This is a genomic window from Sinomonas sp. RB5 (assembly GCF_054063535.1).
The window spans coordinates 108985-133120 of the sequence record NZ_JBSSGJ010000013.1 but is presented as its reverse complement, the minus strand read 5'-3'; the positions used below and the strand labels follow the sequence as shown (position 1 = coordinate 133120).

At 71.9% G+C, this 24136-nt stretch carries 23 protein-coding genes; 17 read left to right on the top strand and 6 right to left on the bottom strand.

Going from position 1 to position 24136, the window contains the following annotated elements:
- Nucleotides 1-251 (bottom strand): hypothetical protein (locus ACVWWH_RS15130; RefSeq protein ID WP_457317118.1); only part of this gene is annotated, 251 nt, incomplete at its 3' end.
- A gap of 249 nt (nucleotides 252-500) precedes the next feature.
- Here ACVWWH_RS15130 and fbaA point away from each other — a divergent pair.
- The 5 genes from fbaA (at nucleotide 501) to glmS (ending at nucleotide 4900) form a co-directional block, all read left to right on the top strand.
- Nucleotides 501-1523, top strand: a complete 1023-nt coding sequence (gene fbaA, locus ACVWWH_RS15125) for a class II fructose-bisphosphate aldolase (RefSeq protein ID WP_066494793.1) — start codon at nucleotides 501-503, stop codon at nucleotides 1521-1523.
- Entirely contained in the window at nucleotides 1523-1957 is a 435-nt protein-coding gene (locus ACVWWH_RS15120; protein WP_066494796.1) for a DUF3151 domain-containing protein, read from the top strand. Before fbaA ends, ACVWWH_RS15120 begins: the two co-directional genes overlap by 1 nt.
- A 124-nt stretch (nucleotides 1958-2081) precedes the next feature.
- Complete coding sequence (locus ACVWWH_RS15115; protein ID WP_457317117.1) at nucleotides 2082-2669, top strand: CG0192-related protein; 588 nt, start codon at nucleotides 2082-2084, stop codon at nucleotides 2667-2669.
- Nucleotides 2670-2735: 66 nt separating this feature from the next.
- Nucleotides 2736-2996 (top strand): hypothetical protein, encoded by a 261-nt coding sequence (locus tag ACVWWH_RS15110; RefSeq protein ID WP_066494801.1) that lies wholly within the window; start codon nucleotides 2736-2738, stop codon nucleotides 2994-2996.
- A gap of 83 nt (nucleotides 2997-3079) precedes the next feature.
- Entirely contained in the window at nucleotides 3080-4900 is a 1821-nt protein-coding gene (gene glmS / locus ACVWWH_RS15105; protein WP_457317116.1) for a glutamine--fructose-6-phosphate transaminase (isomerizing), read from the top strand.
- 21 nt (nucleotides 4901-4921) lie between these two features.
- On the opposite strand, the gene ACVWWH_RS15100 is transcribed toward glmS, so the two are convergent.
- From ACVWWH_RS15100 to ACVWWH_RS15085, 4 genes are all read right to left on the bottom strand, one after another.
- A complete protein-coding gene (locus tag ACVWWH_RS15100) occupies nucleotides 4922-6181 on the bottom strand; it encodes an NAD(P)/FAD-dependent oxidoreductase (RefSeq protein ID WP_457317115.1) in 1260 nt (419 codons plus the stop codon).
- A gap of 4 nt (nucleotides 6182-6185) precedes the next feature.
- Nucleotides 6186-6542, bottom strand: a complete 357-nt coding sequence (locus ACVWWH_RS15095; protein WP_141305495.1) for a non-heme iron oxygenase ferredoxin subunit — start codon at nucleotides 6540-6542, stop codon at nucleotides 6186-6188.
- 43 nt (nucleotides 6543-6585) lie between these two features.
- Entirely contained in the window at nucleotides 6586-8325 is a 1740-nt protein-coding gene (locus tag ACVWWH_RS15090) for an alpha-amylase family protein (protein WP_457317114.1), read from the bottom strand.
- Nucleotides 8326-8448: 123 nt separating this feature from the next.
- Nucleotides 8449-9480, bottom strand: a complete 1032-nt coding sequence (locus tag ACVWWH_RS15085; protein WP_457317113.1) for a LacI family DNA-binding transcriptional regulator — start codon at nucleotides 9478-9480, stop codon at nucleotides 8449-8451.
- 313 nt (nucleotides 9481-9793) lie between these two features.
- On the opposite strand from ACVWWH_RS15085, the gene ACVWWH_RS15080 reads away from it, so the two are divergent.
- The 8 genes from ACVWWH_RS15080 to ACVWWH_RS15045 are packed head-to-tail and all read left to right on the top strand — an operon-like array spanning nucleotide 9794 to nucleotide 17861.
- Nucleotides 9794-11110, top strand: a complete 1317-nt coding sequence (locus ACVWWH_RS15080) for an extracellular solute-binding protein (protein WP_457317112.1) — start codon at nucleotides 9794-9796, stop codon at nucleotides 11108-11110.
- 2 nt (nucleotides 11111-11112) lie between these two features.
- Complete coding sequence (locus tag ACVWWH_RS15075) at nucleotides 11113-12015, top strand: carbohydrate ABC transporter permease (protein ID WP_066494808.1); 903 nt, start codon at nucleotides 11113-11115, stop codon at nucleotides 12013-12015.
- Between the two features lies 1 nt (nucleotide 12016).
- On the top strand, nucleotides 12017-12913 hold the full coding sequence (locus tag ACVWWH_RS15070) for a carbohydrate ABC transporter permease (protein WP_457317111.1): 897 nt from the start codon (nucleotides 12017-12019) through the stop codon (nucleotides 12911-12913).
- Between the two features lie 11 nt (nucleotides 12914-12924).
- Nucleotides 12925-14118 carry a Gfo/Idh/MocA family protein gene (locus ACVWWH_RS15065; RefSeq protein WP_457317110.1) on the top strand — a complete coding sequence of 398 codons (1194 nt, stop codon included), beginning with the start codon at nucleotides 12925-12927 and terminating at the stop codon, nucleotides 14116-14118.
- A 2-nt stretch (nucleotides 14119-14120) separates the two neighbouring features.
- Complete coding sequence (locus ACVWWH_RS15060) at nucleotides 14121-15137, top strand: sugar phosphate isomerase/epimerase family protein (RefSeq protein WP_457317109.1); 1017 nt, start codon at nucleotides 14121-14123, stop codon at nucleotides 15135-15137.
- A complete protein-coding gene (locus ACVWWH_RS15055; RefSeq protein ID WP_066494817.1) occupies nucleotides 15134-15829 on the top strand; it encodes a ThuA domain-containing protein in 696 nt (231 codons plus the stop codon). The genes ACVWWH_RS15060 and ACVWWH_RS15055 overlap by 4 nt, the downstream gene beginning before the upstream one ends.
- Nucleotides 15814-16956, top strand: a complete 1143-nt coding sequence (locus ACVWWH_RS15050) for a Gfo/Idh/MocA family protein (RefSeq protein ID WP_457317108.1) — start codon at nucleotides 15814-15816, stop codon at nucleotides 16954-16956. The genes ACVWWH_RS15055 and ACVWWH_RS15050 overlap by 16 nt, the downstream gene beginning before the upstream one ends.
- Complete coding sequence (locus tag ACVWWH_RS15045; protein ID WP_066494832.1) at nucleotides 16953-17861, top strand: aldose 1-epimerase family protein; 909 nt, start codon at nucleotides 16953-16955, stop codon at nucleotides 17859-17861. Before ACVWWH_RS15050 ends, ACVWWH_RS15045 begins: the two co-directional genes overlap by 4 nt.
- Before the next feature lie 17 nt (nucleotides 17862-17878).
- On the opposite strand, the gene ACVWWH_RS15040 is transcribed toward ACVWWH_RS15045, so the two are convergent.
- Nucleotides 17879-19081, bottom strand: coding sequence for an ROK family protein (locus ACVWWH_RS15040; RefSeq protein ID WP_457317107.1), 1203 nt, complete (start codon nucleotides 19079-19081; stop codon nucleotides 17879-17881).
- Between the two features lie 107 nt (nucleotides 19082-19188).
- Here ACVWWH_RS15040 and xylA point away from each other — a divergent pair, with 107 nt between their 5' ends.
- From xylA to ACVWWH_RS15020, 4 genes are read left to right on the top strand one after another with little or no spacing between them, the layout of a single operon-like run.
- On the top strand, nucleotides 19189-20376 hold the full coding sequence (gene xylA, locus ACVWWH_RS15035) for a xylose isomerase (protein WP_457317106.1): 1188 nt from the start codon (nucleotides 19189-19191) through the stop codon (nucleotides 20374-20376).
- A gap of 4 nt (nucleotides 20377-20380) precedes the next feature.
- Nucleotides 20381-21838 carry a xylulokinase gene (locus tag ACVWWH_RS15030; protein ID WP_457317105.1) on the top strand — a complete coding sequence of 486 codons (1458 nt, stop codon included), beginning with the start codon at nucleotides 20381-20383 and terminating at the stop codon, nucleotides 21836-21838.
- On the top strand, nucleotides 21835-22836 hold the full coding sequence (locus ACVWWH_RS15025; RefSeq protein ID WP_457317104.1) for an SDR family oxidoreductase: 1002 nt from the start codon (nucleotides 21835-21837) through the stop codon (nucleotides 22834-22836). Before ACVWWH_RS15030 ends, ACVWWH_RS15025 begins: the two co-directional genes overlap by 4 nt.
- A gap of 24 nt (nucleotides 22837-22860) precedes the next feature.
- Nucleotides 22861-24129, top strand: a complete 1269-nt coding sequence (locus ACVWWH_RS15020) for a D-arabinono-1,4-lactone oxidase (RefSeq protein WP_457317103.1) — start codon at nucleotides 22861-22863, stop codon at nucleotides 24127-24129.
- The last annotated feature ends 7 nt before the right edge of the window (nucleotides 24130-24136 follow it).

The window sequence follows — 24136 nt, the reverse complement described above, 5'->3', positions numbered from 1 at the left end:
TGGGCGATGTTCCCGCTGAGGCGGGTGGGCTGGCCGTGGCGGCCCTCGAGGGGCTCCTCGGCGATCTCGGCGGCGAGCCGGTCGACCAGGACGGCTCGGAGGGCGGCGCTGTAGGCGTCGAAGTCGGCCAGGGCCTGCAGCGCCCGCGCAGTCCCTCCTGGGCCGGCCAGGGCCTCGGCGGAGACCTCGAGACCACCCGCGAGGACATCGGGGAACCGCGACGCGAACCCGAGCTCCACCACCGCACCCACCACGGTCTCACCCCCCCAGCGCCGAATCGTAAATATATTCTGATTCTATCGCCAATCGCAAGATTAAATCATATACATGTTCGATCACTTGTTCGATGACAATGCCTGATCTGCGGCTCTCCCTGTGAGCCAGCCACACGCCGTCGTCATCTGCCGCGACCGAGAGGGACCACCCCGGGGGCCCGTCGCTAGGATGGGCAGTGGCCCATAACACGCGGTTCGCGTGGACCCACCGTCGAGGAGCACTCAATGCCTATCGCCACCCCTGAGAAGTACGCAGAGATGATCGACTCCGCCAAGGCCGGCGGCTACGCATTCCCTGCGGTGAACGTCACCTCGTCGCAGACCCTCAACGCCGCCATCCGCGGCTTCGCCGAGGCCGGCTCCGACGGCATCATCCAGGTCTCCACGGGCGGTGCGGCCTACTGGTCCGGCGCCTCGGTCAAGGACATGGTGATCGGCTCCCTCGGGTTCGCCGCGTTCGCCCGCGAGGTCGCCAAGAGCTACGACGTCAACATTGCGCTCCACACGGACCACTGCCCCAAGGACAAGCTGGACGGCTTCGTCCTGCCGCTGCTCGCCGCGTCCGAGGCCGAGGTCAAGGCCGGCCGCGACCCGCTGTTCAACTCGCACATGTGGGACGGCTCCGCCGAGACCCTCGAGGAGAACCTGCGCATCGCCAAGGAGCTCCTGCCCCGCACCGCCGCCGCCAAGATGATCCTCGAGGTCGAGATCGGCGCTGTGGGCGGCGAGGAGGACGGCGTCGAGAACGCCATCAACGAGAAGCTCTACAGCACCGTGGCGGACGGCCTCGCGACGGTCGAGGCCCTCGGCGCCGGCGAGAACGGCCGCTACATCACCGCCCTGACCTTCGGCAACGTCCACGGCGTCTACAAGCCCGGCAACGTCAAGCTCCGCCCGGAGATCCTCAAGGACATCCAGGCCCAGGTCGGCGCCAAGATCGGCAAGGACAACCCGTTCGACCTCGTCTTCCACGGCGGCTCCGGCTCGAGCGAGCAGGAGATCGCGGACGCCGTCTCCTACGGCGTGATCAAGATGAACATCGACACGGACACGCAGTACGCGTTCACCCGCCCGGTGGCCGGCCACATGTTCGCGAACTACGACGGCGTGCTCAAGGTCGACGGCGAGGTCGGCAACAAGAAGACCTACGACCCGCGCGTGTGGGGTGCCGCCGCGGAGGCCGGCATGGCCGCCCGCGTGGTCGAGGCCGCGCAGCAGCTCGGCTCCGCCGGCAAGTCCATCAAGTAATGGCGGGGGAGCACCGCACCAACCTCCTCGGCCCGGAGCCCACCCGGCTGCCGGCCGAGACGGAGGTTTACCGCGGCCTCGCCCTCGGGGAGTCCGCCGAGGAGCTCGTGGCCGACTACCCGGCCTCCTCGCTCCTGTGGGCCATCCTCGCCGATGAGGCGTGGGCGAAGGGCCGCACCGTCGAGTCCTACGCCTACGCCCGCGTGGGGTACCACCGCGGCCTTGACGCCCTCCGCAAGAGCGGGTGGCGCGGCGCCGGGCCGGTGCCCTGGGAGCACGAGCCCAACCGGGGCTTCCTCCGCTCGCTGCACGCCCTCGGCCGCGCCGCCTCCGCCATAGGCGAGCCGGGAGAACCCGAGCGCATCGACGAGTTCCTCGCCGGTGCCGACCCGACCGCCAAGGCCGCGATCGAGGCGCTCGGCGCCGAGGCGTAGCGCCCGGCCTTCCCGGCGCACGACGGCGCGTGGCCGGCTTCCGTACGGAGGCCGGCCACGCGCCGTCGTGCGTTTGCCGCGTCGCGCCGGGGGCGGCGACGGCTCCGCGGCCTAGGATGGCGGCGTGGCGATCATCCATCACGCGACCCTCGTGCCCGGCAAGCTCGACCTCATCGCCTCCTGGCTCGAGCTGCAGCCGTGGAGCCCCGGCCCGCCGGCGGTCGGCCGCCTCGAGCGCGTGGGCACCTACCGCTTCGATGACCCGCAGGGCGAGGTCGGCATCGAGGGCTTCCTCGTGCGCAGCGGGGAGGCCGTCCTCCACCTGGTCCTCACGTACCGCGGGGCGCCGCTCGACGGCGCGGAGGACGCCCTGATCGGCACGATGGAGCACTCCGTGCTCGGCACCCGCTGGGTCTACGACGCAGCGGGCGACCCTGTGGGCCGGGCGGCGCTGATCCGCGGCGCCCGCGGGGAACAGCCCCAGGCCGTGCTCGAAGTGCACGGCCCGGAGGGCACCACGGTCCGCGCATCGGACCTGCGCGTCCGCTCCGTGGCGGCGGCCGCGGGCGAGCCGGAGGGGCAGGACGCGGCACCGCTCAGGATCGCCCGAGTGCTCGGGACTCCCGGCGTCCCGGCGGACACCGTCACGGGCCGGTGGCTGCTCGTCACGTCCCTGGACGGACAGGACGTCACCCTCGCGGCCGCCGACTGAGAACTTTCTGCCCGATTTCGGGCAGATCTTTGGCGATGGCCCGGCCGGCGGTGCAGACTCGGTGGCGTGCCTGATGAGGAAATCGTTCGACGCATCGCCGGAACCACCGGCCTGACCGCAGGGGAAGCGGCGCGCGTCATCGAGGACGTCATCGCGTGGTACGGCGAGTCGGCGGAGGAGTACGTCCGCCGGCGGCACGGGCAGCTCCAGACCTACGGCACGCGCAACGCCGAGGCATTCCGCATCATCGCCGAGGAGCTGGCCGGCAGGCCCGTCAAGGCCCCGCCGCTCACCGAACGCCAGCTGCGGCGCATCATCTACGGCTGACGCCGCGGCAGAGCATGCCCGGCCGGTCATCGACCATCCGCCCGCCCCTGACGGGTGCGCGGTCAGAACGAGGGAGCAAGACCATGTGTGGAATCGTCGGCTACATCGGCACCGAGGCTGCCGCGCCCTTCCTCATCGAGGGGCTGGCCCGGCTCGAGTACCGGGGCTACGACTCGGCGGGGATCGCGGTGCTCGGAACCAGCGGCGCGACCGTGGTGCGCACCGTCGGGCGCGTCCGCGCCCTCGAGTCGGCGCTCCCCAAGCGGCTCTCCGGCAAGGTCGGGATCGGCCACACCCGCTGGGCCACGCACGGGCCCGTCGCCGAGCGGAACGCCCACCCGCACAGCAGCGCCGACGGGCGGATCAGCGTGGTGCACAACGGGATCATCGACAACGCCGCCAACCTCCGCACCTCCCTGCGGGCCGCCGGCGTGGACCTCGCCAGCGACACCGACACCGAGGTGATCGCCCACCTCGTCGCACGCTCGGAGGCCGAGACGCTCGAGGCCGCAGTCCTCGAGACCCTGGGCCGGATCAGCGGGACCTACGCCCTCGCCGTCGTCGACACCCGGCACCCGGACCGGATCGTCGTTGCCCGCAGCGGGTCCCCGCTCATCCTGGGTGTGGGGGAGAAGGAGATGTTCGTCGCCAGCGACGTCGCAGCGCTCGTCCGCCACACGAACCGGGTGGTGCACCTCGAGGACGGCGAGCTGGCCACGGTCACCGCCTCGGGCTTCCGCACCTTCGACCGTGCCGCGAACGCGACGGACCGCGTGCCGGTCGAGATCGCCGTGGCCGCCGAGGACCTCGAACTGTCCGGGCACGAGCACTACATGCTCAAGGAGATGCAGGAGCAGCCCGCCGCCGCCGAGACGTGCCTGCGCGGGCGGCTCGACGAGCGCTTCGCCACCGCCCGCCTCGACGGGCTCGGCCTCGAGCCCCGCGAGCTCCGCAGCTTCCGCCGCGTCAAGATCCTCGGCTGCGGCTCGGCCTACTACGTCGGGCAGCTCGGCGCGCAGCTCATCGAGGAGCTCGCCCGGATCCCCGCCGACGCCGAACCGGCCTCCGAGTTCCGCTACCGCCAGCCGATCATCGAGCACGATACCCTCTACGTCGCCGTGAGCCAGAGCGGCGAGACGGCGGACACCGCCTTCGCCGTGAACGAGATCCGGCGCAAGGGCGGCCGGGTGATCGGCCTCGTCAACGTCGTCGGGTCCACGATCGCCCGGGAGGTCGACGGCGGGATCTACCTCCACGCCGGCCCCGAGGTCGCGGTGGCGTCCACCAAGGCGCTGACGAACATGGGCCTGGCGTTCGCCCTCCTCGCGCTGCACCTGGGCCGCCTGCACGATCTCTCCCACGCCGACGGCCAGCGCATCCTGCGCGGGCTCAAGGCCATCCCGGAGCAGATCCGGCGGATCCTCGACGCCGAGGACCAGGTCGCCGCCGCGGCCCGCCGCATCGCCTCGGCCAGCAGCGCGTTCTACATCGGCCGCGTGCGCGGCTTCCCCGTGGCCCGCGAGGGCGCGCAGAAGCTCAAGGAGATCAGCTACGTGCACGCCGAGGCGTACCAGACGAGCGAGCTCAAGCACGGCCCACTCGCCCTGATCGACGAGGCGATGCCCACCATCGCGATCATCCCGGACGACGAGCTGACCGAGCGCAACATCGCCGCCGCCGAGCAGGTCCTCGCGCGCAGGGGGCCCGTCCTCGCCATCACCCACGAGGGGGTGGAGCTGGACCTGCCGGGGGTCGAGAGCATCCAGGTTCCCAAGAACGAGCCGGAGCTGGACCCCATCCTGCTCACGATCCCGACCCAGATGCTCGCGTACCACGCGGCCCTGGCCCTCGGCCACGACATCGACAAGCCGCGCAACCTCGCCAAGTCCGTCACGGTCGAATGAGGCTCCCGAAAGAGTGCCCGCCTAGCGGGCGAGCCGCCGCGGATCCACCGAGGGGTCGGCGAGCCGGTCGGGATCGGGGACGAGACCGCGGTCGATGATCCGCCGGGCCGCCCGCACCACGAGCGGCTGGTCGATCGCGGCGGCGCCGAGCAGGTGCCCGTCCGCGGCGACGAGGAACGCCGCGACGGGCACCCCGTCCGCCTCGCGCAGCACGGTGCGGGCCCCGGGGGCCTGCCGGGCGTCCATCGTCCCCACGGCTTCGACGTGCACGCCGTGCCGGTCCGACCAGAACCACGGCGCACCGACCTCGGCCGGGGCCTCGCCGAGCATCCCGGCGGCCGCCGCCTGGCCCGAGCGGACGGCCGCCTCCCAGTGCTCCGCGCGCCGCTGCAGCACAGCTGGGGGGCCGCCGCGCACGACGGCGACCTGCCGCCGCACCCGGGTCGCGTCGCCGGCCGCGAAGACCGCGTGATGGGACGTGGAGCCGTCCGGGCCGACCACGATCCCGTCGTCGGCCTCGAGTCCTGCCGCCACGGCGAGCGCGGTGTCCGGGGTGACGCCCACGCCGACCACCACGGCGTCGGCGGCCACGGCGCGGCCGCCGGCCAGGCGCACGAGGTGCGGGGCGGCGTCGTGTGTCCCGTCCTCGATCGCGGCGGGGGTCCCGACGAGCGTGGCGACTCCGCGCTCGCCGTGCATCGCGTGGAGCCTGAGGGCCAGATCCTCGCCGACGGCCGGCACGAGCGGGGTCGCGACAGGGTCGATGAGCGTGGCGTCCGCGCCGAGGGCCGCGGCCGCGGAGGCGACCTCGGCGCCGATGAGGCCGGCGCCGACCACGGCGATGCGGGCCCCGGGGACGAGGACGCGGCGGAGCGCGTCGGCGTCGCCGCGGGAGCGCAGGGCGAGGGCCCGCTCGCCGCCGGGGATGCCCAGGCGCCGCGGGAGGGCGCCGGTGGCCACCAGGAGGCGGTCGGCGCCCAGTCGCGTCCCGCGCTCCAGCACCGCCACGGGACGGTCGCCGGAGAGGTCCAGCCCCGTGGCGCGCGCGGCGACGACCTCGACGCCGTGCTCGGCGTACCAGGACTCGGGCGCGAGCAGGATCCGGGCGGCGTCCTCGGTGCCGAGGAGGTAGCCCTTGCTCAGCGGCGGCCGGTCGTAGGGCAGGCCCTCGGGGGAGACCAGGGTGAGGGCGCCGGCGTAGCCGCGGGACCGCAGCTCCTGCGCCGCGCTGAAGCCGGCGACCCCGCCACCCACGATGACGATGCGCTCGGGCGTGCCCACGGTCCTACTGGGCGCAGGCGTCGGGATCGGCGCCCGTGCCAGGGAACAGGACCACCTGGCCGTCGCGGACCTCCACCCGGTGGGTGCGGGTGTCCTCCGTGGCGGGCAGGCACAGGACCTTCCCGGTGCGCAGGCTGAAGCTCGAGGAATGGAGGGGGCACTCGACGGTCTCGCCCTCGATCCAGCCCTCGGCGAGGGAGGCGTCCTCGTGGGTGCACGTGTCGTTGAGGGCGAAGAAGCAGCCGGTCTCCGTGTGGAAGACCGCGATCGGTTCGTCGAAGCCGGACTCCTCGGGCTCCACGACCTTCGCGGTGCCCTCCTCGATCTCGTCCGTGCCGCCGACCACGATTCCTTCGCTCATGGGCTCCACTCTAGCGAGCGCTCGGATGCTGTCCGGCCGGAGCTCACAGCAGGCGCCGCTGGCCGGGGGGCTGCACCCGTAACCAAGCGTGGCCGTAGCTGCCGAGGGAGATCTCGACGTCGCCGTCATCGGACACCCGGAGCCCCTCTTGAGGGAAGGTGCCGGACTTCAGCAGGTCAAGCAGCAGGAAGCCGCTCCAGCCGGATTCTCCGTCGGGTCGGTCGGGTCGGTCGGGTCGGCCGGGAGGTTGCCCGAGGTTGAGCGGCACGGTCACGGCCTCGGGCGAGAGGTTGTGCAGCGCGAGCATGCAGGCGTCCTCCCAGGTGTTCAGGTGGGCCAGGACAGCGTGGTGCGGGGGGTCCAGGACCCGGCACGTGCCCCAGCCGAGCTCGGGATACTCCCGATAGCGCTGGGTGAGCAGGATGATGAAGTTCAGCAGGGAGTCCGGGTCCCGCCGCGCGGAGGCGACGTTCACGTGCTGCGGCCCGTAGCCTCCTTCGGGCAGCGGGCTCACTAGATCCGCCGGCGGCGCGGTTGAAAAGCCGGCGCTCGGCTCCGCGGTCCACTGCATCGGCGTCCGCACAGCCATCCGGCCCTCGGCCGCGAGGTCCTCTCCCATCCCGATCTCCTCGCCGTAGTACAGCACCGGTGTGCCAGGAAGCGCGAACAGCAGTGAGTAGACCAGACGGATCCGGCGGGGGTCGCCGTCGAGCATGGGCGGGACCCTGCGCTTGAGGCCACGGCCGTAGACCTGCATCTGCGGTTCGGGGCCGAAAGCGGCGAAGACCTCTTGGCGTTCCTCGTCCGTCAGCTTGTCCAAGGTCAGTTCGTCGTGGTTCCGCACGAACGTAGCCCACTGGTTGTCCGGGGGGAGCGGCGGCCGGTCGCGGAGGGCGTCCGCCAGGGGGCGAGCATCCTGTCGGGCCAACGACAGGTACATCTTCTGCATGACGACGAAATCGAACAGCATCGTCAGCTCGTCGCCGTCCGGGCCTCCGAAGTAGTCCATCTGCTCGTGGTACGGGAGGTTCACCTCGCCCAGGAGGATGGAATCACCGGCGCGGCGTCCCATGAACTTCCGGAGCGCGCGCAGATAGTCATGGGGATTGTGGACCTTGTGGAGCTCTTCCTTCCTGACCCCCTCCATCGAGAGGAAGTACGGCACCGCATCGACGCGGAACCCGCTGATGCCCAGATGCAGCCAGAAGCCGATCACCTTGGCGATCTCGTCGCGGACTTTGGGGTTCGCCACGTTCAGGTCGGGCTGCTCCTTGTAGAAGTGGTGCAGGTACCACTCCCCGGTCGCCTCGTCCAAGGTCCAGATCGACGTCTCCTGATCGGGGAAGACGACGTCGCCCGAGGTGTCCGGGGGAGGATCGGAGCGCCAGATGTAGAAATCGCGGTACGGGCTGTCCTTGGAGGATCGGGCGGCCTTGAACCAGGGATGCTGGTCCGAGGTGTGGTTGACCACGAGGTCGACGATCACCCGTAGCCCGCGGTCCTGGGCCATCCGGATGAACTCCACGAGGTCACCGTGGTGGCCGAGGCGCCGGTCGACGCCGAACAGGTCCGTCACGTCGTAGCCGTCGTCGCGGCGGGGTGTGGGGTAGAACGGCATGAGCCAAAGGCAGGTAATACCCAGCTCGGCGAGGTAGTCCACGCGCTCGGCCAGTCCTGCCAGGTCGCCGCAGCCGTCACCGTTGGAGTCGTAGAACGTCTCCACGTCGAGGCAGTAGATGATGCCGGTCTTCCACCACAGGTCGGAGGTGTCCGTGATGCGCATGAGGGGACATTCCCCCCAGCGGGCCACGGGAAACGGGCGGCGGACTCCCACGTAGGCCGCCGCCCGCCGTCGTGCGCGGCGTCCTACTCCTTCGCTCTACCACGCAGCTGCTGTCCACGCGGATCAGGACAGCGGTGCCGTGGACTCCCGGACCACCAGCTGCGTGGCCAGCTCGACCCGATGGGAGTCCAGCTGTTCTCCCCGGGACTGCCGCAGGAGGGTGCGCAGCGCGATGCGCCCCATGTCCTGGAGCGGCTGGGCGACGGAGGTGAGGGCGGGGACCGAGTCCTCGGCCAGCGCGGTGCCGTCGAAGCCCACGAGGCTCAGGTCCTCGGGCACCCGGATCCCGCGGTGCCGGGCCTCCCGGAGCACGCCGACAGCGATCGCGTCGCTGCCGGCGAAGATCGCGGTCGGAGCCTTCTCGAGCGCGAGCAGCGCGGTGAGGCCGCTGATGCCGCTCTCGGCGCGGAACCTGCCGTGGATCACGTAGCCCGCCTCGACCGAGATGCCCCGCGACATGAGGGCGGAGAGGTAGCCGTGCAGGCGTGCCTGGTTGCACTCGGCTGACTCCGGGCCGCCCAGATAGGCGATCCGCTCGTGCCCCAAGTCGAGGAGGTGCTCAGCGGCGGCCCGGCCGCCGGACCAGTTTGTGGCACCGACGCTGACCACGCCGGCGGGGGGCGGGTTGAGCGGGTCGACGACGACCACCGGGAGACGGCGGCGGCGGAAGGCCGCGAGGTGCGACGGCGTGAAGGCGGAGGTCACCACGATCAGGCCGGCTCGGCCCTCGTCGACCATGCGCTGGGCCTTGCGGTCCAGGTCGGCGCCGGGCCCGCGGCTGCTGCCGCTGATCCCCACGACGATCTCGGCCCCCGCCTCGGCGGCTCCCTCCAGGATGCCGTCGAGCAGTGCCGAGGAGTAGTTGGAGGTGACCGAGTCGAAGGCCACCTCCACGGTCTGGGGGCCATCGCTGTTCCGGCGGTGGCCCGGAGACTCGTACCCGGCCTCTTCCAGCGCCGCGAGGACCTTGGCCCGGGTGCCCTCGGCCACGTCGCCGCGCCCGTTGACCACCTTGGACACGGTCGGAGCGGAGACGCCCGTGAGGCGCGCGATGGCGGCCAGCGTCGGCTTGCGGGTGGGAGGGGCGAGGCTCACAGCGGTCCTAGCGTCGAAACATTTCGTGGAGATCAGCTTGGCGTGAGCGATGGGGCCGCGTCAAGAACTGGTTGCCCTGCTGCGGGTCTTGCGCATTTGTGAAGGTTCTGAACTTTTTCCAGCGATCGCTTGACCGTGACATGGATCACCTCCTACGGTTGCCGTGCAGGCCAGATATTTCCGAAATGTTTCGAGATACGGCGACTGCTGGAAGCTATCACCCCGACCCGCTGGGAAGGCCATGCTCCCGCTGTTGAGAGCGCAGGCCTCCACCCGGACAGGCAGCCCGACCTTGGAGGATGAACTCACCACGATGAAGATGCACACTCTGCGCAAGGGCTCGGCGGCGCTCGCCGCGGGCGCGCTGGCCGTGACCCTCGCAGCCTGCGGCTCCGGCGGCCCCGGCAACTCCGTGAGCGCCGACTCCGCGACGATGTGGGGCCTCACCGGAGGAAACCAGCCGGTGCTCCAGAAGTCGGTCGACTCCTGGAATTCCGCGCACTCGAGCGAGTCCGTCAAGCTCGACTTCTTTGCGAACGATGCCTACAAGACCAAGGTGCGCACCGCCGTCGGCGCCGGCCAGGGCCCCACCTTCATCTATGGCTGGGGAGGCGGCGTGCTCAAGTCCTACGTCGATGCCGGCCAGGTGGAGGACCTCACCTCGTTCCTCGACAAGAACCCTGACGTCAAGGACCGCTACCTGCCGTCGGTCCTGAAGAACGGGCAGGTGAACGGGAAGCAGTTCGCGGTCCCGAACAACAACGCCCAGCCGGTGGTGCTGTATTACAACAAGGAGCTCTTCGACAAGGTCGGAGCCCAGGCGCCCAAGACCTGGGACGACCTGATGGCGCTCGTGCCGAAGTTCAAGGCCGCCGGCATCGCCCCGTTCTCCCTGGGCGGCCAGTCGAAGTGGCCCGACCTCATGTGGCTCGAGTACCTCACCGAGCGCATCGGCGGCCCCCAGGTCTTCGCCGACATCGCCGCGAACAAGCCGAACGCCTGGTCCAACCCCGCGGTGACCGATGCCCTGACCAAGATCCAGCAGCTCGTCGACGCGGGCGGCTTCGTCAATGGCTTCTCCTCCATCGCCGCGGACAGCAACGCCGACCAGGCCCTCCTGTACACCGGCAAGGCGGCGATGATCCTCCAGGGCGGCTGGATCTACCAGACAATGAAGAAGAACGCCGCAGACTCGATCAAGAACGGCAAGATCGGCTGGGTCACCTTCCCGACGGTCGACGGCGGCAAGGGCGACCCCGCGGACATCGTCGGCAACCCCTCCAACTTCTGGTCCGTCTCCTCGAAGGCGACCGATGCGCAGAAGAAGTCGGCCGAGGACTACATCAAGAGCGGCATGTTCACGGACGCGGACACCCAGGCCCTCATCGACTCGGGCGCGGTGCCCGTGGTCAAGGGCATCGAGGGCAAGCTGCAGGCCTCGCCCGACAAGGACTTCCTGACCTTCGTCTACGGCATGGTCAAGGACGCGCCGAGCTTCACGCTCTCCTGGGACCAGGCCCTCAGCCCGGCCCAGGGGGACGCGATGCTGTCCAACCTCGACCAGATCTTCCTCAAGAAGATCACCCCGGAGCAGTTCGTCAGCACGATGAACGCGACGATCGGCAAGTAGCCATGGCGCTGACCCGCACTGCTACCCGACGGGCCCGTGAGGCGGGCCCGTCGGGGTGGCTCGCCGTCCCTGCCCTCGTGTTCTTCCTCGTCTTCGCGATCATCCCGCTCGGCGGCGTCGTTGCCCTGAGCTTCACGTCCTGGGACGGCCTCGGAGAGATCCGCTTCGACGGACTCTCCAGCTGGGTGCGCGCCCTCGGCGACCCGGTGACGGCCAACGCGATCTGGGTGACCGTGAAGGTCATGGTCTTCAGCTACGTGGTCCAGACCCCCATCAGCCTCCTGCTCGGCGTCTTCACCGCCGGCCGCCAGCGCTACCGGGCCGTCCTGGCCGTGCTGTACTTCCTGCCGCTCCTGCTCTCCTCGGCGGCCATCGCCATCGCGTTCAAGGCCCTCCTCGACCCGAACTTCGGAATGGGTCCCGGCCTGGGGCTCCCGTTCCTCGCCCAGGACTGGCTCGGCAACTCGGACCTCGTCCTGTTCGTCGTCGTCTTCGTCATCGCCTGGCAGTTCGTTCCGTTCCACACGCTCATCTACCAGGGCGGCGTGCGCCAGATCCCCACATCGTTCTACGAGGCCGCCCAAATCGACGGCGCCGGCCGTGTCCAGCAGTTCTTCAGCATCACGCTGCCGCAGCTCAAGTACACGGTCATCACGTCCTCGACCCTCATGGCGGTCGGGTCGCTCGCGTACTTCGACCTCATCTTCGTCCTCACAGGCGGCGGTCCGGGCTACTCGACCCGACTCCTGCCCCTGCACATGTACCTGACCGGGTTCAAGGCCAACGACATGGGCGCGGCGAGCGCGCTCGGCGTCGTCCTCGTCGTCGTCGGCCTCGCCCTCGCCCTGCTCCTGCAGCGCCTCGGCGGCAAGAACCGCGGCGCGAGCCAACTGGAAGGCGCCTGAGATGGCCTCCACCGCACAAGCCCCCATGACCCAGGCACCACCTGCCCGCCGGCCCGCGGAAGAGCATCGGCGCCGGCTCGGGCGCGACAGGCCCAACATCCTCGGCGGCCTCGGGGGCTGGGTCTGGCTCGCCGTCATCATCCTGCCCATCTACTACGTGGTGATCACGAGCCTCAAGGGGCAGGAGGGGTTCTTCTCCTCCAACCCGCTGCTCCCGGCCGCGACCCCGACCTTCGAGAACTACAGCCTCGTCCTCGAGAGTGACTTCGCCCAGTACTTCGGCAACAGCCTTCTCGTCACGGTGGGCAGCGTCATCCCGACCCTCCTCGTCTCGTTCATGGCCGCCTACGCGATCATCCGGGGGAGGGGCCGGTTCCTCAGCTGGACGAACCGGCTGTTCCTCCTCGGCCTCGCGATCCCGCTGCACGCCACGATCATCCCGATCTACTGGATGATCACCCGCGCGCACCTGTACGACACCCTGCTCGCGCTCATCCTGCCCTCGATCGCGTTCGCGATCCCGATCTCCGTGCTCATCCTGGGCAACTTCCTCCGGGACGTCCCGAACGAGCTGTTCGAGTCGATGCGTCTGGACGGGGCCTCCGACTGGGCGATGATGTGGCAGCTGGCGCTGCCCCTCGTGCGGCCCGCGGTGGTCACGGTGGGGATCTACGACGCGCTCACGGTGTGGAACGGGTTCCTCTTCCCGCTCATCCTCACGCAGAGTCCCGCCACCCGGGTCCTGCCGCTCTCCCTGTGGACCTTCCAGGGCGAGTTCAGCGTGAACATCCCGGCGGTCCTGGCCTCCGTGGTCCTGGCGACGCTGCCGCTGCTCGTGGTGTACGTCGTGGCCCGCCGCCAGCTCGTCAGCGGCCTGACCGCCGGCTTCAGCAAGTAGAGAGGTTCTCCATGGAAGAGACCAAGCCCCTGAGGGTCGGCATGGTGGGCTACGCCTTCATGGGCGCCGCCCACTCGCAGGCCTGGCGCACCGCCCCCCGGTTCTTCGACCTCCCGCTGTCCCCGCGCCTCGCCGCCGTGGCGGGCCGCGACCCCGGGCGCGTCGCGGCGGCCGCCGCGAAACTCGGCTGGGAATCGACCGAGACCGACTGGCGCCGGCTGATCGAGCGGGACGACATCGACCTCATCGACATCTGCACCCCCGGGAACACCCATGCCGAGATCGCCATCGCGGCCCTCGAGGCCGGCAAGCACGTGCTGTGCGAGAAGCCGCTCGCCAACTCGGTCGCCGAGGCCGAACGGATGACGGCGGCCGCGGACTCCGCGGCGGCCCGCGGCGTGTACTCGATGTGCGGGTTCTCCTACCGCCGCACGCCCGCCCTGTCCCTCGCGAAGCGGCTGGTCGACGAGGGGGCGCTCGGACAGCTGCGGCACGTGCGGGCCCAATACCTGCAGGACTGGCTCAGCGACGAGGACGCGCCGCTGACCTGGCGGCTCGACAGGACGAAGTCCGGATCGGGCTCGCTCGGGGACATCGGAGCGCACGTCATCGACGCCGCCCAGTGGATCACCGGGCAGGACATCGCCGGAGTCTCGGCGCTGCTGGAGACGTTCGTGAAGCAGCGGCCGGTCGGCGGCGACTTCGTCGGGCTCGGCGGGCACGGCTCCGGGGGCGAGCTGGGAGAGGTGACGGTCGACGACGCCGCAATCTTCTCGGCACGGTTCGACGGCGGCTCCGGTACCGCGGGCGCGATCGGAGTGTTCGAGGCAACCAGGTTCGCCCTCGGCCGGAAGAACGCGATGCGGCTCGAGCTCAACGGCTCCAAGGCCTCGCTCGCGTTCGACTTCGAGGACATGAACTCGCTGTGGTTCTACGACGCGGCGGACGAGCCGAACGCCGGCTTCCGGAAGATCCAGGTCACCGAGCCGGAGCACCCCTATACCGGGCACTGGTGGCCCGTGGGGCACGGGCTCGGGTACGAGCACGCCTTCACCCATCAGGTGGTGGACCTCGTCGAGGCGATCGCGGCAGGGAAGCAGCCCACGCCGTCGTTCGCCGACGCGCTGCAGGTGCAGCGCGTCCTCGACGCCGTCGAGACGAGCGCCGCGGACGAATCACGCTGGACGAAAGTGGAGGGAGCCTGAGCATGGCCCGACGACCTATTACCCTCTTTACCGGCCAGTGGGCCGACCTGCCCTTCGAGGAGGTGGCGCGCCTGGCCGGGGAGTGGGGCTTCGACGGGCTCGAGATCGCCTGCTGGGGCGACCACCTCGACCCCGTCAGGGCCGCGGAGGACGACGCCTACGTCCGGGACCGGCTCGACATCCTCGAGCGCAACGGCCTGGAGGTCTACGCCATCGCGAATCACCTGACCGGTCAGGCGGTGTGCGACGACCCGATCGATGCCCGGCACCAGGGCATCCTCTCCGAGGAGGTCTGGGGCGACGGCGAGCCCGAGGGCGTCCGCCGCCGCGCCGCCGAGGTCATGAAGGCCACCGCCCGGGCCGCCGCCCGGCTCGGGGTCACGACCGTCACCGGCTTCACGGGGTCCTCGATCTGGAAGACGGTGGCGATGTTCCCGCCGGTGCCGGAGGGCATGGTCGAGGCCGGGTACCAGGACTTCGCCGACCGGTGGAACCTGATCCTGGACGTCTTCGACGAGGTCGGGGTGCGCTTCGCCCTCGAAGTCCACCCGTCCGAGATCGCCTACGACTACTGGACCGCCAAGCGCACCCTCGAGGCGATCGGCCACCGGGAGTCCTTCGGGCTCAACTTCGATCCCTCGCACTTCATCTGGCAGGACCTCGACCCGGTCATGTTCCTGCAGGACTTCGCTCAGAAGGTCTTCCACGTCCACGTCAAGGAGTCCATCCGCCAGCTCAATGGCCGCAACGGCCGCCTCGGCTCGCACCTCGCGTGGGCAGACCCGCGCCGCGGCTGGGACTTCGTGACCGCCGGGCACGGCCACGTGCAGTGGGAGCCCATCTTCCGGACCCTCAACGCGATCGGGTACGAGGGGCCCACGAGCATCGAGTGGGAGGACGCCGGCATGGACCGCCTCATCGGGGCGCCCCAGGCCCTCGCCCTCGTGCGCGGCCTCGCCGAGATCGCGCCCCCCGCCGCGGCGTTCGACGCCGCCTTCAGCAGCAGAGGAGCCTCATGACCACCAAGAACGCGCTCGTGGTGCGCGGAGGCTGGGACGGGCACCAGCCCATCCAGGCCACCGAGCTCTTCATCCCCCACCTCGAGGCCCACGGCTACGAGGTCCGGATCGAGGAATCGCCCAAGGTCTACGCCGATGCCGAGTACATGGCCACCGTGGACCTCGTGATGCAGTGCATGACCATGTCCACCATCGAGAAGGACGAGTTCGAGGGGCTCCGCACCGCGGTCGAGAACGGCACCGGCCTCGCTGGCTGGCACGGCGGGATCGCCGACTCGTACCGGAACACCTCCGACTACCTGCACCTGATCGGCGGCCAGTTCGCCTGCCACCCGGGCAGGCATCCCGACGAGCGCACCGGGGAGCAGTCGGACAACTACGTCCCGTACACGGTGACCATGCTCCCCGCCGCCGCGAACCACCCGATCACCGAGGGCATCGGGGACTTCGACCTCGTGACCGAGCAGTACTGGGTCCTCGCCGACGACTACATCGACGTCCTCGCCACCACCACCCAGAAGGTCCGGGCCTGGGACCCGTGGCACCGGGAGGTCACCTCCCCGGCCATCTGGACCCGCGAGTGGGGAGCCGGGCGCATCTTCGTCTGCACGCCGGGCCACCGCGTGGAGGTCCTCGAGGACCCGAACGTCCGCACCATCATCGAAAGGGGCCTGCTGTGGGCAAGCCGGTAGGAACTGAAGGGCCGCTCAAGGTCGGCATCATCGGCTGCGGGAAGATCGTGGGCCAGTACCTGGACAGCTTCCGCCGGCTCGCGGGCGTGCGCCTCGTCGCGGTCGCGGACCTCGACCCGGCGCGCGCCCGGGAGGTCGCCGACGAGTACGGCGGGGGCGTGCGCGCCGTGGGCGTGGACGAGCTCCTCGCGGCCGGCGACGTGGACCTCATCCTGAACCTGACTGTCCCGGCCGCGCACGCCGAGGTCGCCCTCGCGGCCATCGCCGCCGGCAAGCACGTCTACGGGGAGAAGCCCCTCGCCGCGACGACCCGCGAGGCCCGCGAGGTGCTCGACGCGGCGCGGGCGGCCGGCGTCGTGGTCGGCTGCGCGCCGGACACCGTGCTCGGCACGGGCCTCCAGACCGCGCGCAAGGTGATCGACGACGGCCTCATCGGCGCGCCCGTCGCGGCCACGGCCACCATGGTGACCCCCGGGCACGAGCGCTGGCACCCCAACCCGGACTTCTACTACGTCCCCGGGGGAGGGCCGCTGCTGGACATGGGGCCCTACTACGTCACCGCCCTCGTGACCCTCCTGGGGCCGGTGGCCTCGGTGGTCGGGGCGGCGAGCCACACGCGCCCGGAGCGGGTCATCGGATCCGGGCCGCGCGCCGGCGAGGCCATCCCCGTCACGACCGACACCCACGTCACCGGCGTCCTGACGCACGCCTCCGGCGCCCTCTCCACCCTCGTGATGAGCTTCGACGCCGTCGCGACCCACGCGGCGAACATCGAGGTGCACGGCCCGCTCGGCACGCTCGCCGTCCCGGACCCCAACCACTTCGACGGCGACACGCGCCTGCACCGCCTCGGCGGCGACACGTGGGAGACGCTCCCGGTCTCCGCGGGCTACGTGGACTCGGGGCGCGGCTACGGCATCGCGGACCTCGCCCGCACCCTGGGCTCCTCGGACGGGCCCCGGGCCGGGGGAACCCTCGGGTACCACGTGCTGGACGTCATGGAATCCCTGCTCGAGTCCGCCCACACGGGGCGGGCCGTCGAGGTGACGAGCCGCGCGGAGCGGCCGCCCGCCGTCGGGCTCGAAGACCTCGCGGACCGCGCGCGCGAGGGCTCGCTCTCCGCATGAGCAGCGTGAGCGCCGCGATCCGTGCCGGTGGCTACGCCGCGACCGTCACCGGCACGGCCGGCGCCCTCGCCTCGCTGACCTACCAGGGCCGGGACCTCGTGGTGCCCTTCGAGCCCGGCGCGCCGATCCCGGCCTTCCGCGGGATCGTCGCCGCCCCATGGCCCAACCGCCTGGCCGACGGGCGCTACACGGCCGGAGGCCGCGACCTCGCCGTCCCGGTCACCGAACCCGAGCGCGGCTGCGCGCTGCACGGCCTCGCGCTCGCGCGGGAGTGGCGGCTCGTGGCGCACGACGGCGCCTCGGTGGCCTTCGCGCTCGACCTCGCCCCGAGCGAGGGCTATCCCTTCCGGCTGCGTCTCGAGGCCCGGTACGCGCTCACCGCGGACGGCCTCGACTGGTCGGTGCGCGCCGCCAACGCCGGCGAGGACCTCGCCCCCTACGGCGTGTGCCCGCACCCCTACCTCGTCGCCGGACCGTCACCGCTGGACGCGTGGGAGCTCGAGGTCCCGGCCGCGGAGTTCCTGGAGGTCACCCCGGACCGGCTCCTGCCCCTCGGGACGCGCGCGGTGGAGGGGCACGGGTTCGACTTCCGCGAGCCCCGTGCGATCGGGCGGACGCAGATCGACCATGCCTTCACGGACCTCCGCTTCGATCCGGGCGGCACCGCGCGGGTCACGGTACGCGACCCCTCGGGGTCCGGGGTGGCCATGGCCTGGGACGCCGGCTGCCCGTGGGTGCAGGTGTGCACCGCGGACGCGGCGCCGTCCGGGCCGAGCCGCCTCGGCCTCGCCGTCGAGCCCATGACGTGCCCGCCCAACGCGTTCGCGAGCGGGACCGACCTCGTGTGGCTCGCGCCCGGCGAAAAGCACACCGCCCGGTGGCGGATCCATGCCCTCGAGGGGTGACGGCTGCTCGGAGACCGTCATCCGAGGAGCGCGTGCGGCGCCGCGAGCGCGCGCCGCACCGCCGCTCCGGCCGCGCCCCTGAGCGCAGCGGACGCGCCGAGGTCGGAGAAGGTGACGGCGGTGATCCGGCCGGGTGCGAGGTCCTCCAGCGCCGCGTCGAGGGCGGGCCCGAGGACGTCGCGGAGGATCCCGAAGTGGCCCCCGAGGACCACGGCCGAGAGGTCCAGGAGCCGTGCGGCGGCGACGACGGCCACGGCGAGGGCCTCGCCCGCCCGCTCGACCGCGCCGATCGCCCGGGCGTCCCCGGCGGCCAGGGATGCCGTCAGCGCGGCGAGGCGGCCCGTCGTCGTGCTTCCGCCGCCGGTGATGCCCGCGGCGGCGAGGATCGCCTCCTGCCCGGCCACGGTCTCGACGCAGCCGCGGCCGCCGCAGGAGCAGCGCCGTCCGCCGGGGTCGACGACGACGTGGCCCACCTCGCCGGCATGGCCGCCGGCGCCCGTGAACAGCTGGGAGCCGATGACGAGGCCGCCGCCCACGCCCACCTCGCCCGAGAGGTACAGGTACGAGCCGAGGGCCCGTCCGCGCCCGTACCAGAGCTCGGCGAGGGCCGCGCTGTCCGCCTCGTTGGAGAGCTCGGCCGCGAAGGGCGCTCCCGGCGCGAGGTCTTCGAGCGCGCCGGCCAGCGGCACGCCGGCCCACGCGAGGTTGGGGGCGGTGGCGACGGTGCCCGAGGCCGCGTCCACGATTCCGGGGACGGCCAGCCCGCCGCCCAGGAGCTCGATCCCGTCCGCCGCGGCGGCGTCGCGGACGCCGGCGGCCAGACGGTGGAGCTCAGCGAGGACGTCCCCGGGGGCCCGGCCGTGGTTGGAGGCCTCGACCGTCTCGTGCACCCGCAGCTCGCCCCGCAGGTCGAGGACGCCCACGGCGAGGTAGTCCACGTTGACCTCGGCGCCGAGTGCCCCGCGGCGGGGGTTCAACGCGAGGCCCACGCCGGGCCGGCCGCGCTCGCCGCCGCGGGTGACGCCGAGCTCCTCGAGGAGGCCGGTCTCGAGCAGGTCCGCCACGAGGCTGGAGACCGAGGCCTTGGTCAGGCCGGTGGCGGCCGCGATCTCGGCACGGCTCGCCACAGTCTCCGGGCCGAGACGGCTCAGGACGAGCGCCAGGTTGCGCCGCCGGACATCGCCCACCCGTCCGGGTGCGGGCGTGGCCTGAGACGTCATGGATCCTCCCGAGGAAAAGTGTTGACCACATCACATCATGGTCCATATAGTTCAGAACAAATACTAATTCCTCCAGTCCTAACCCACCCCCCATCGAGGAGCTCCCCATGGCACTGGCGCCTACCCCCGAGAACAAGTTCACCTTCGGCCTGTGGACCGTCGGCTGGACCGGGAACGACCCCTTCGGCGTGCCGACGCGGTCCGCGCTCGATCCCGTCGAGGCCGTGCACCGGCTCGCCGAGCTCGGCGCGTATGGGATCACGTTCCACGACAACGACCTGGTCCCGTTCGGGGCGCCGGCCGCCGAGCGGGAGCTGATCCTCAAGCGGTTCCGCGCCGCGCTCGAGGAGACCGGGCTGAAGGTCCCGATGGTGACGACGAACCTGTTCAGCCACCCGGTCTTCAAGGACGGCGGCTTCACCTCGAATGACCGCTCGGTGCGCCGCTTCGGCCTCGCGAAGGTCCTGCGCAACATCGACCTCGCGGCCGAGCTGGGCGCGGAGACGTTCGTCATGTGGGGCGGCCGCGAGGGCTCGGAGTACGACGGGTCGAAGGACCTCGCGGCGGCGCTGGACCGCTACCGCGAAGGCGTGGACACGGCCGCGGCGTACATCAAGGAGAAGGGCTACGGGCTGCGGATCGCGCTCGAGCCCAAGCCGAACGAGCCGCGCGGGGACATCCTCCTGCCCACCGTGGGCCACGGGCTGGCGTTCATCGCCCAGCTCGAGCACGGCGACATCGTGGGCCTGAACCCCGAGACGGGGCACGAGCAGATGGCCGGGCTGAACTTCACCCACGGCATCGCGCAGGCGCTGTGGGCGGGCAAGCTGTTCCACATCGACCTCAACGGCCAGCGGGGCATCAAGTACGACCAGGACCTCGTGTTCGGCCACGGCGACCTCACGAGCGCGTTCTTCACGGTGGACCTGCTCGAGAACGGCTTCCCGAGCGGGGGCCCGCGCTACGAGGGCCCGCGCCACTTCGACTACAAGCCCTCCCGCACCGACGGGTACGACGGCGTGTGGGAGTCCGCGAAGGCGAACATGCGCATGTACCTGCTCCTGGCCGAGCGGGCCGCGGCGTTCCGCGCCGACGCCGAGGTCCAGGACGCCCTGACGGCCTCGGGCGTGTACGAGCTCGCCGAGCCGACCCTCGCCGCGGGGGAGAGCACCGCGGACCTCCTCGCGGACGCCTCCGCGTTCGAGGAGTTCGACGCCGACGCGGCCGCCGAGCGCTCGTACGCGTTCATCCGCCTCAACCAGCTGGCCCTCGAGCACCTCCTCGGCGCCCGCTGAGTCCATGGCCCAGAACGCATCCGGCGGCCGGCTCGTCGCCGGAGTCGACAGCTCCACCCAGTCCTGCAAGGTCGTCATCCGCGACGCCGCAACCGGGGCGCTCGTGCGCTCCGGCTCGGCGCCCCACCCCGCCGGCACCGAGGTCCACCCGGACGCATGGTGGGACGCCCTGCAGGCCGCGGTCCGCGCCGCCGGCGGGCTCGGCGACGTCGCCGCCGTTTCGGTGGCCGGGCAGCAGCACGGCATGATCTGCCTCGACGCGGACGGCGCCGTGGTCCGCCCGGCCCTGCTGTGGAACGACACCCGCTCCGCCACGGCGGCCGAGCAGCTGATCAAGGAGGCGGGCGCCGCGTCGGATGCGGCTGAGGCCGACGCCGGCGCCCGCTGGTGGGCCGAGGCGACCGGGACTGTGCCGGTCGCCTCGATCACTGCGGCCAAGCTGCGCTGGCTCGCCGAGAACGAGCCCGAGAACGCCGCCCGGACCGCGGCGGTGTGCCTGCCGCACGACTGGCTCAGCTGGCGCCTCGCGGGGCACGGGCCGGGCACGGGCGGGCTGGGGGCGCTCACGACCGACCGCTCCGATGCCTCCGGCACCGGCTACTGGTCCCCGGCCACCGGGGACTACCTGCCGGGCGTCCTCGAGCAGGCCCTCGGGCATGTCCCCGCCCTGCCGCGGGTGCTGGGGCCGCTGGAGGCGGGCGGCCGCACCCCCGCGGGCGCCCTGATCGGGCCGGGCGCGGGGGACAACGCCGGGGCGGCCCTCGGAGTCGGCGCCGGCGTGGGCGACGTCGTCGTCTCGATCGGCACCTCCGGCACCGTCTTCGCGGTGGCCGACCGGGCGACGTCGGACGCCTCCGGCCTCGTCGCCGGCTTCGCCGATGCGAGCGGCCACTACCTCCCGCTCGCCTGCACCCTCAACGCCTCCCGCATCCTCGACGCCACCGCAGCCCTCCTGGGTGCCACCCTGCCCGAGCTCACCGACCTCGCGCTGGCCGCCCCGGCGGGCGCCGAGGGCCTGACCCTCGTGCCGTACTTCGAGGGCGAGCGGACGCCCAACCTGCCGGACGCGACCGGCTCCCTGCACGGGATCACCCTGCGCAACTACACGCGCGCCAACCTCGCGCGCGCCGCGGTCGAGGGGATCGTGTGCTCCCTCGCCGACGGCCTCGCCGCGCTCACTGCGCAGGGGGTGGCGGCCGAGCGGATCATCCTCGTGGGCGGCGCCGCGCGCTCCGCCGCCGTCCAGCAGGCCGCCGCCGGGATCCTCGGGCTGCCCGTCGTGGTCCCCGAGCCGGGGGAGTACGTGGCCGACGGCGCGGCGCGCCAGGCCGCCGGCGTCCTCCTCGGTGCCCTCCCGCAGTGGGAGACTGCGGGCACCGCCACGGTCACCGCCCACGCCACCCCGGACGTGCTCGAGCGCTACCGGACCGCGGCACAGGCGAAAGGCAGGTCCGCGACGTGAGCGCACTCAGGGCCCTCTTCATCGGCGGCAGCGGTACCATCAGCTCGGCCTGTGCGCGGCTCGCCGTGGAGCGCGGGATCGAGCTGACGGTCCTCAACCGCGGCACCGGCCGGCGCGAGGTCCCGGCAGAGGCCGAACAGCTCGTGGCGGACATCCGCGACCCCCAGTCCGTGCGGGACGTGCTGGGCGGGCGCGAGTTCGACGCGGTCGTGGACTGGGTCGCGTTCACCCCCGACCACGTGCAGACCGACCTCGGACTGTTCGAGGGCCGCACCGGGCAGTACGTCTTCATCAGCTCCGCCTCGGCGTACCAGACCCCGCCGGCGCGGCTGCCCATCCGCGAGTCCACGCCGCTGCGGAACCCGTACTGGCAGTACAGCCGCAGCAAGATCGCATGCGAGGACGTCCTCACCGAGGCCTACCGGGAGCGCGGCTTCCCCGCGACCGTCATCCGGCCCTCGCACACCTATGACAGGACGCGGCCCCCGTTCGACGGCGGCTGGACCGTGGTCGAGCGGATGCGGCAGGGCAAGGAGATCGTGGTCCACGGCGACGGCTCCTCCCTGTGGACCCTGACCCACCACGAGGACTTCGCCCGCGGCTTCGTCCCGCTGCTGGGGCACTCGAGGACCCTCGGGGAGGCGTTCACGATCACGTCCGACGACGTCCTGACGTGGGACCAGATCGCCCACGTCCTGGCCCGCGCGGCGGGGGCGGAAGCCCGGATCGTCCACGTGCCCTCCGATGCCATCGCCGCCGTGGACCCGGAGTGGGGCGCCTCGCTCCTGGGGGACAAGGCCCACTCGGCGGTCTTCGACACCTCCAAGCTGCGCAGCCTCGTGCCGGACTTCGCCCCGCGCATCCCCTACGAGCAGGGCGCGCGGGAGATGGTGGCGTGGCATGACGAGGACCCGGCGCGCAAGGTCATGGACCCCCACGTCGACCGGCTGATGGACGAGCTCGCGGAACGCTTCCGCGTCGCCGCGGCCACCCACTGACGCACAGGAGCTGGAAGCGAGACGATGAGGAACTGGGCAGGAAATCTCGAGTACGCGGCGGCCTCGGTCGTGCGGCCTGGATCGGTGGAGGAGCTCGCGGAGTTCCTCGCCTCAGCAGCGCAACGGGGGGAGCGGGTCAAGGCGCTCGGCTCGCGCCACTGCTTCAACGACGTCGCGGACACCGGCGGGGCCCACATCGTCCTCGACCGGATCCCCGGGGGCATTGAGGTGGACGCGGCGCGCCGGGTGGTCCGCGTGCCGGCCGGCACCACGTACGGAGCCCTCGGCACAGCCCTCGAGCGGGAGGGCTGGGCGCTGCACAACATGGCCTCGCTGCCGCACATCTCGGTGGGCGGTGCCGTCCAGACCGGCACCCACGGATCCGGCATCACGAGCCCGGCCCTGGCCTCCGCCGTACGGGCGATCGAGCTTGTGCGGGCCTCCGGCGAGCTCAGCCGGCTCGAGGCGGGCGCCGGCGAGGAGTTCCTCGGCTCCGTGGTGGGCCTGGGGGCCCTCGGGATCGTGACGGCGCTCGAGCTCGCGATCGAGCCGAGCTACCTCGTGCGGCAGCAGGTGTTCGAGGGCCTGCCCTGGGAGGCCGTGCTCGCGGACTTCGACGCGGTGGCCGGGGACGGCTACAGCGTCTCGCTCTTCACCGACTACGCCGGCGACACGGTGGCCCAGGCCTGGCGCAAGGTGCGCGTCGGCGCCGGCGAGGAGGGGAGCGGCGGCGCCGCGCCGTCGTCCTTCTTCGGTGCCACGCCGGCCCAGCGGCCGCGGCACCCCCTGCCCGAGATGGATGCGGGCAACTGCACGCAGCAGCTCGACGTCCCGGGCCCCTGGCTCGAGCGGCTCCCGCACTTCCGGCACGAGTTCACCCCGAGCGCCGGCGACGAGCTGCAGACGGAATACCTCCTCCCTCGGGCCCGGGCGGCGGAGGCCCTCAGCGCGGTGCGGGCGCTCGCTGCGCGGCTGGCACCGCTCCTCTACGTCTCCGAGGTCCGCACGGTCGCGGCGGACGAGTTCTGGCTCAGCCCCTCCTACCGCCAGGACAGCGTGGCGCTGCACTTCACCTGGAGGCCCCTGCAGCGCGAGGTGGAGGCGTTCCTGCCGGAGCTCGAGGCCGCCCTCACCCCGTTCGGCGCCCGCCCGCACTGGGGCAAGCTGTTCGCCGCGCCCGCGGCCTCGATCGCGCCGCTCTACCCCCGGTTCGAGGACTTCCGCGGGCTCGCCGCGCAGCGGGACCCGGACGGCGTATTCCGCAACGCGTACCTGGACCGCCTCCTCGGCTGAGCGGTGC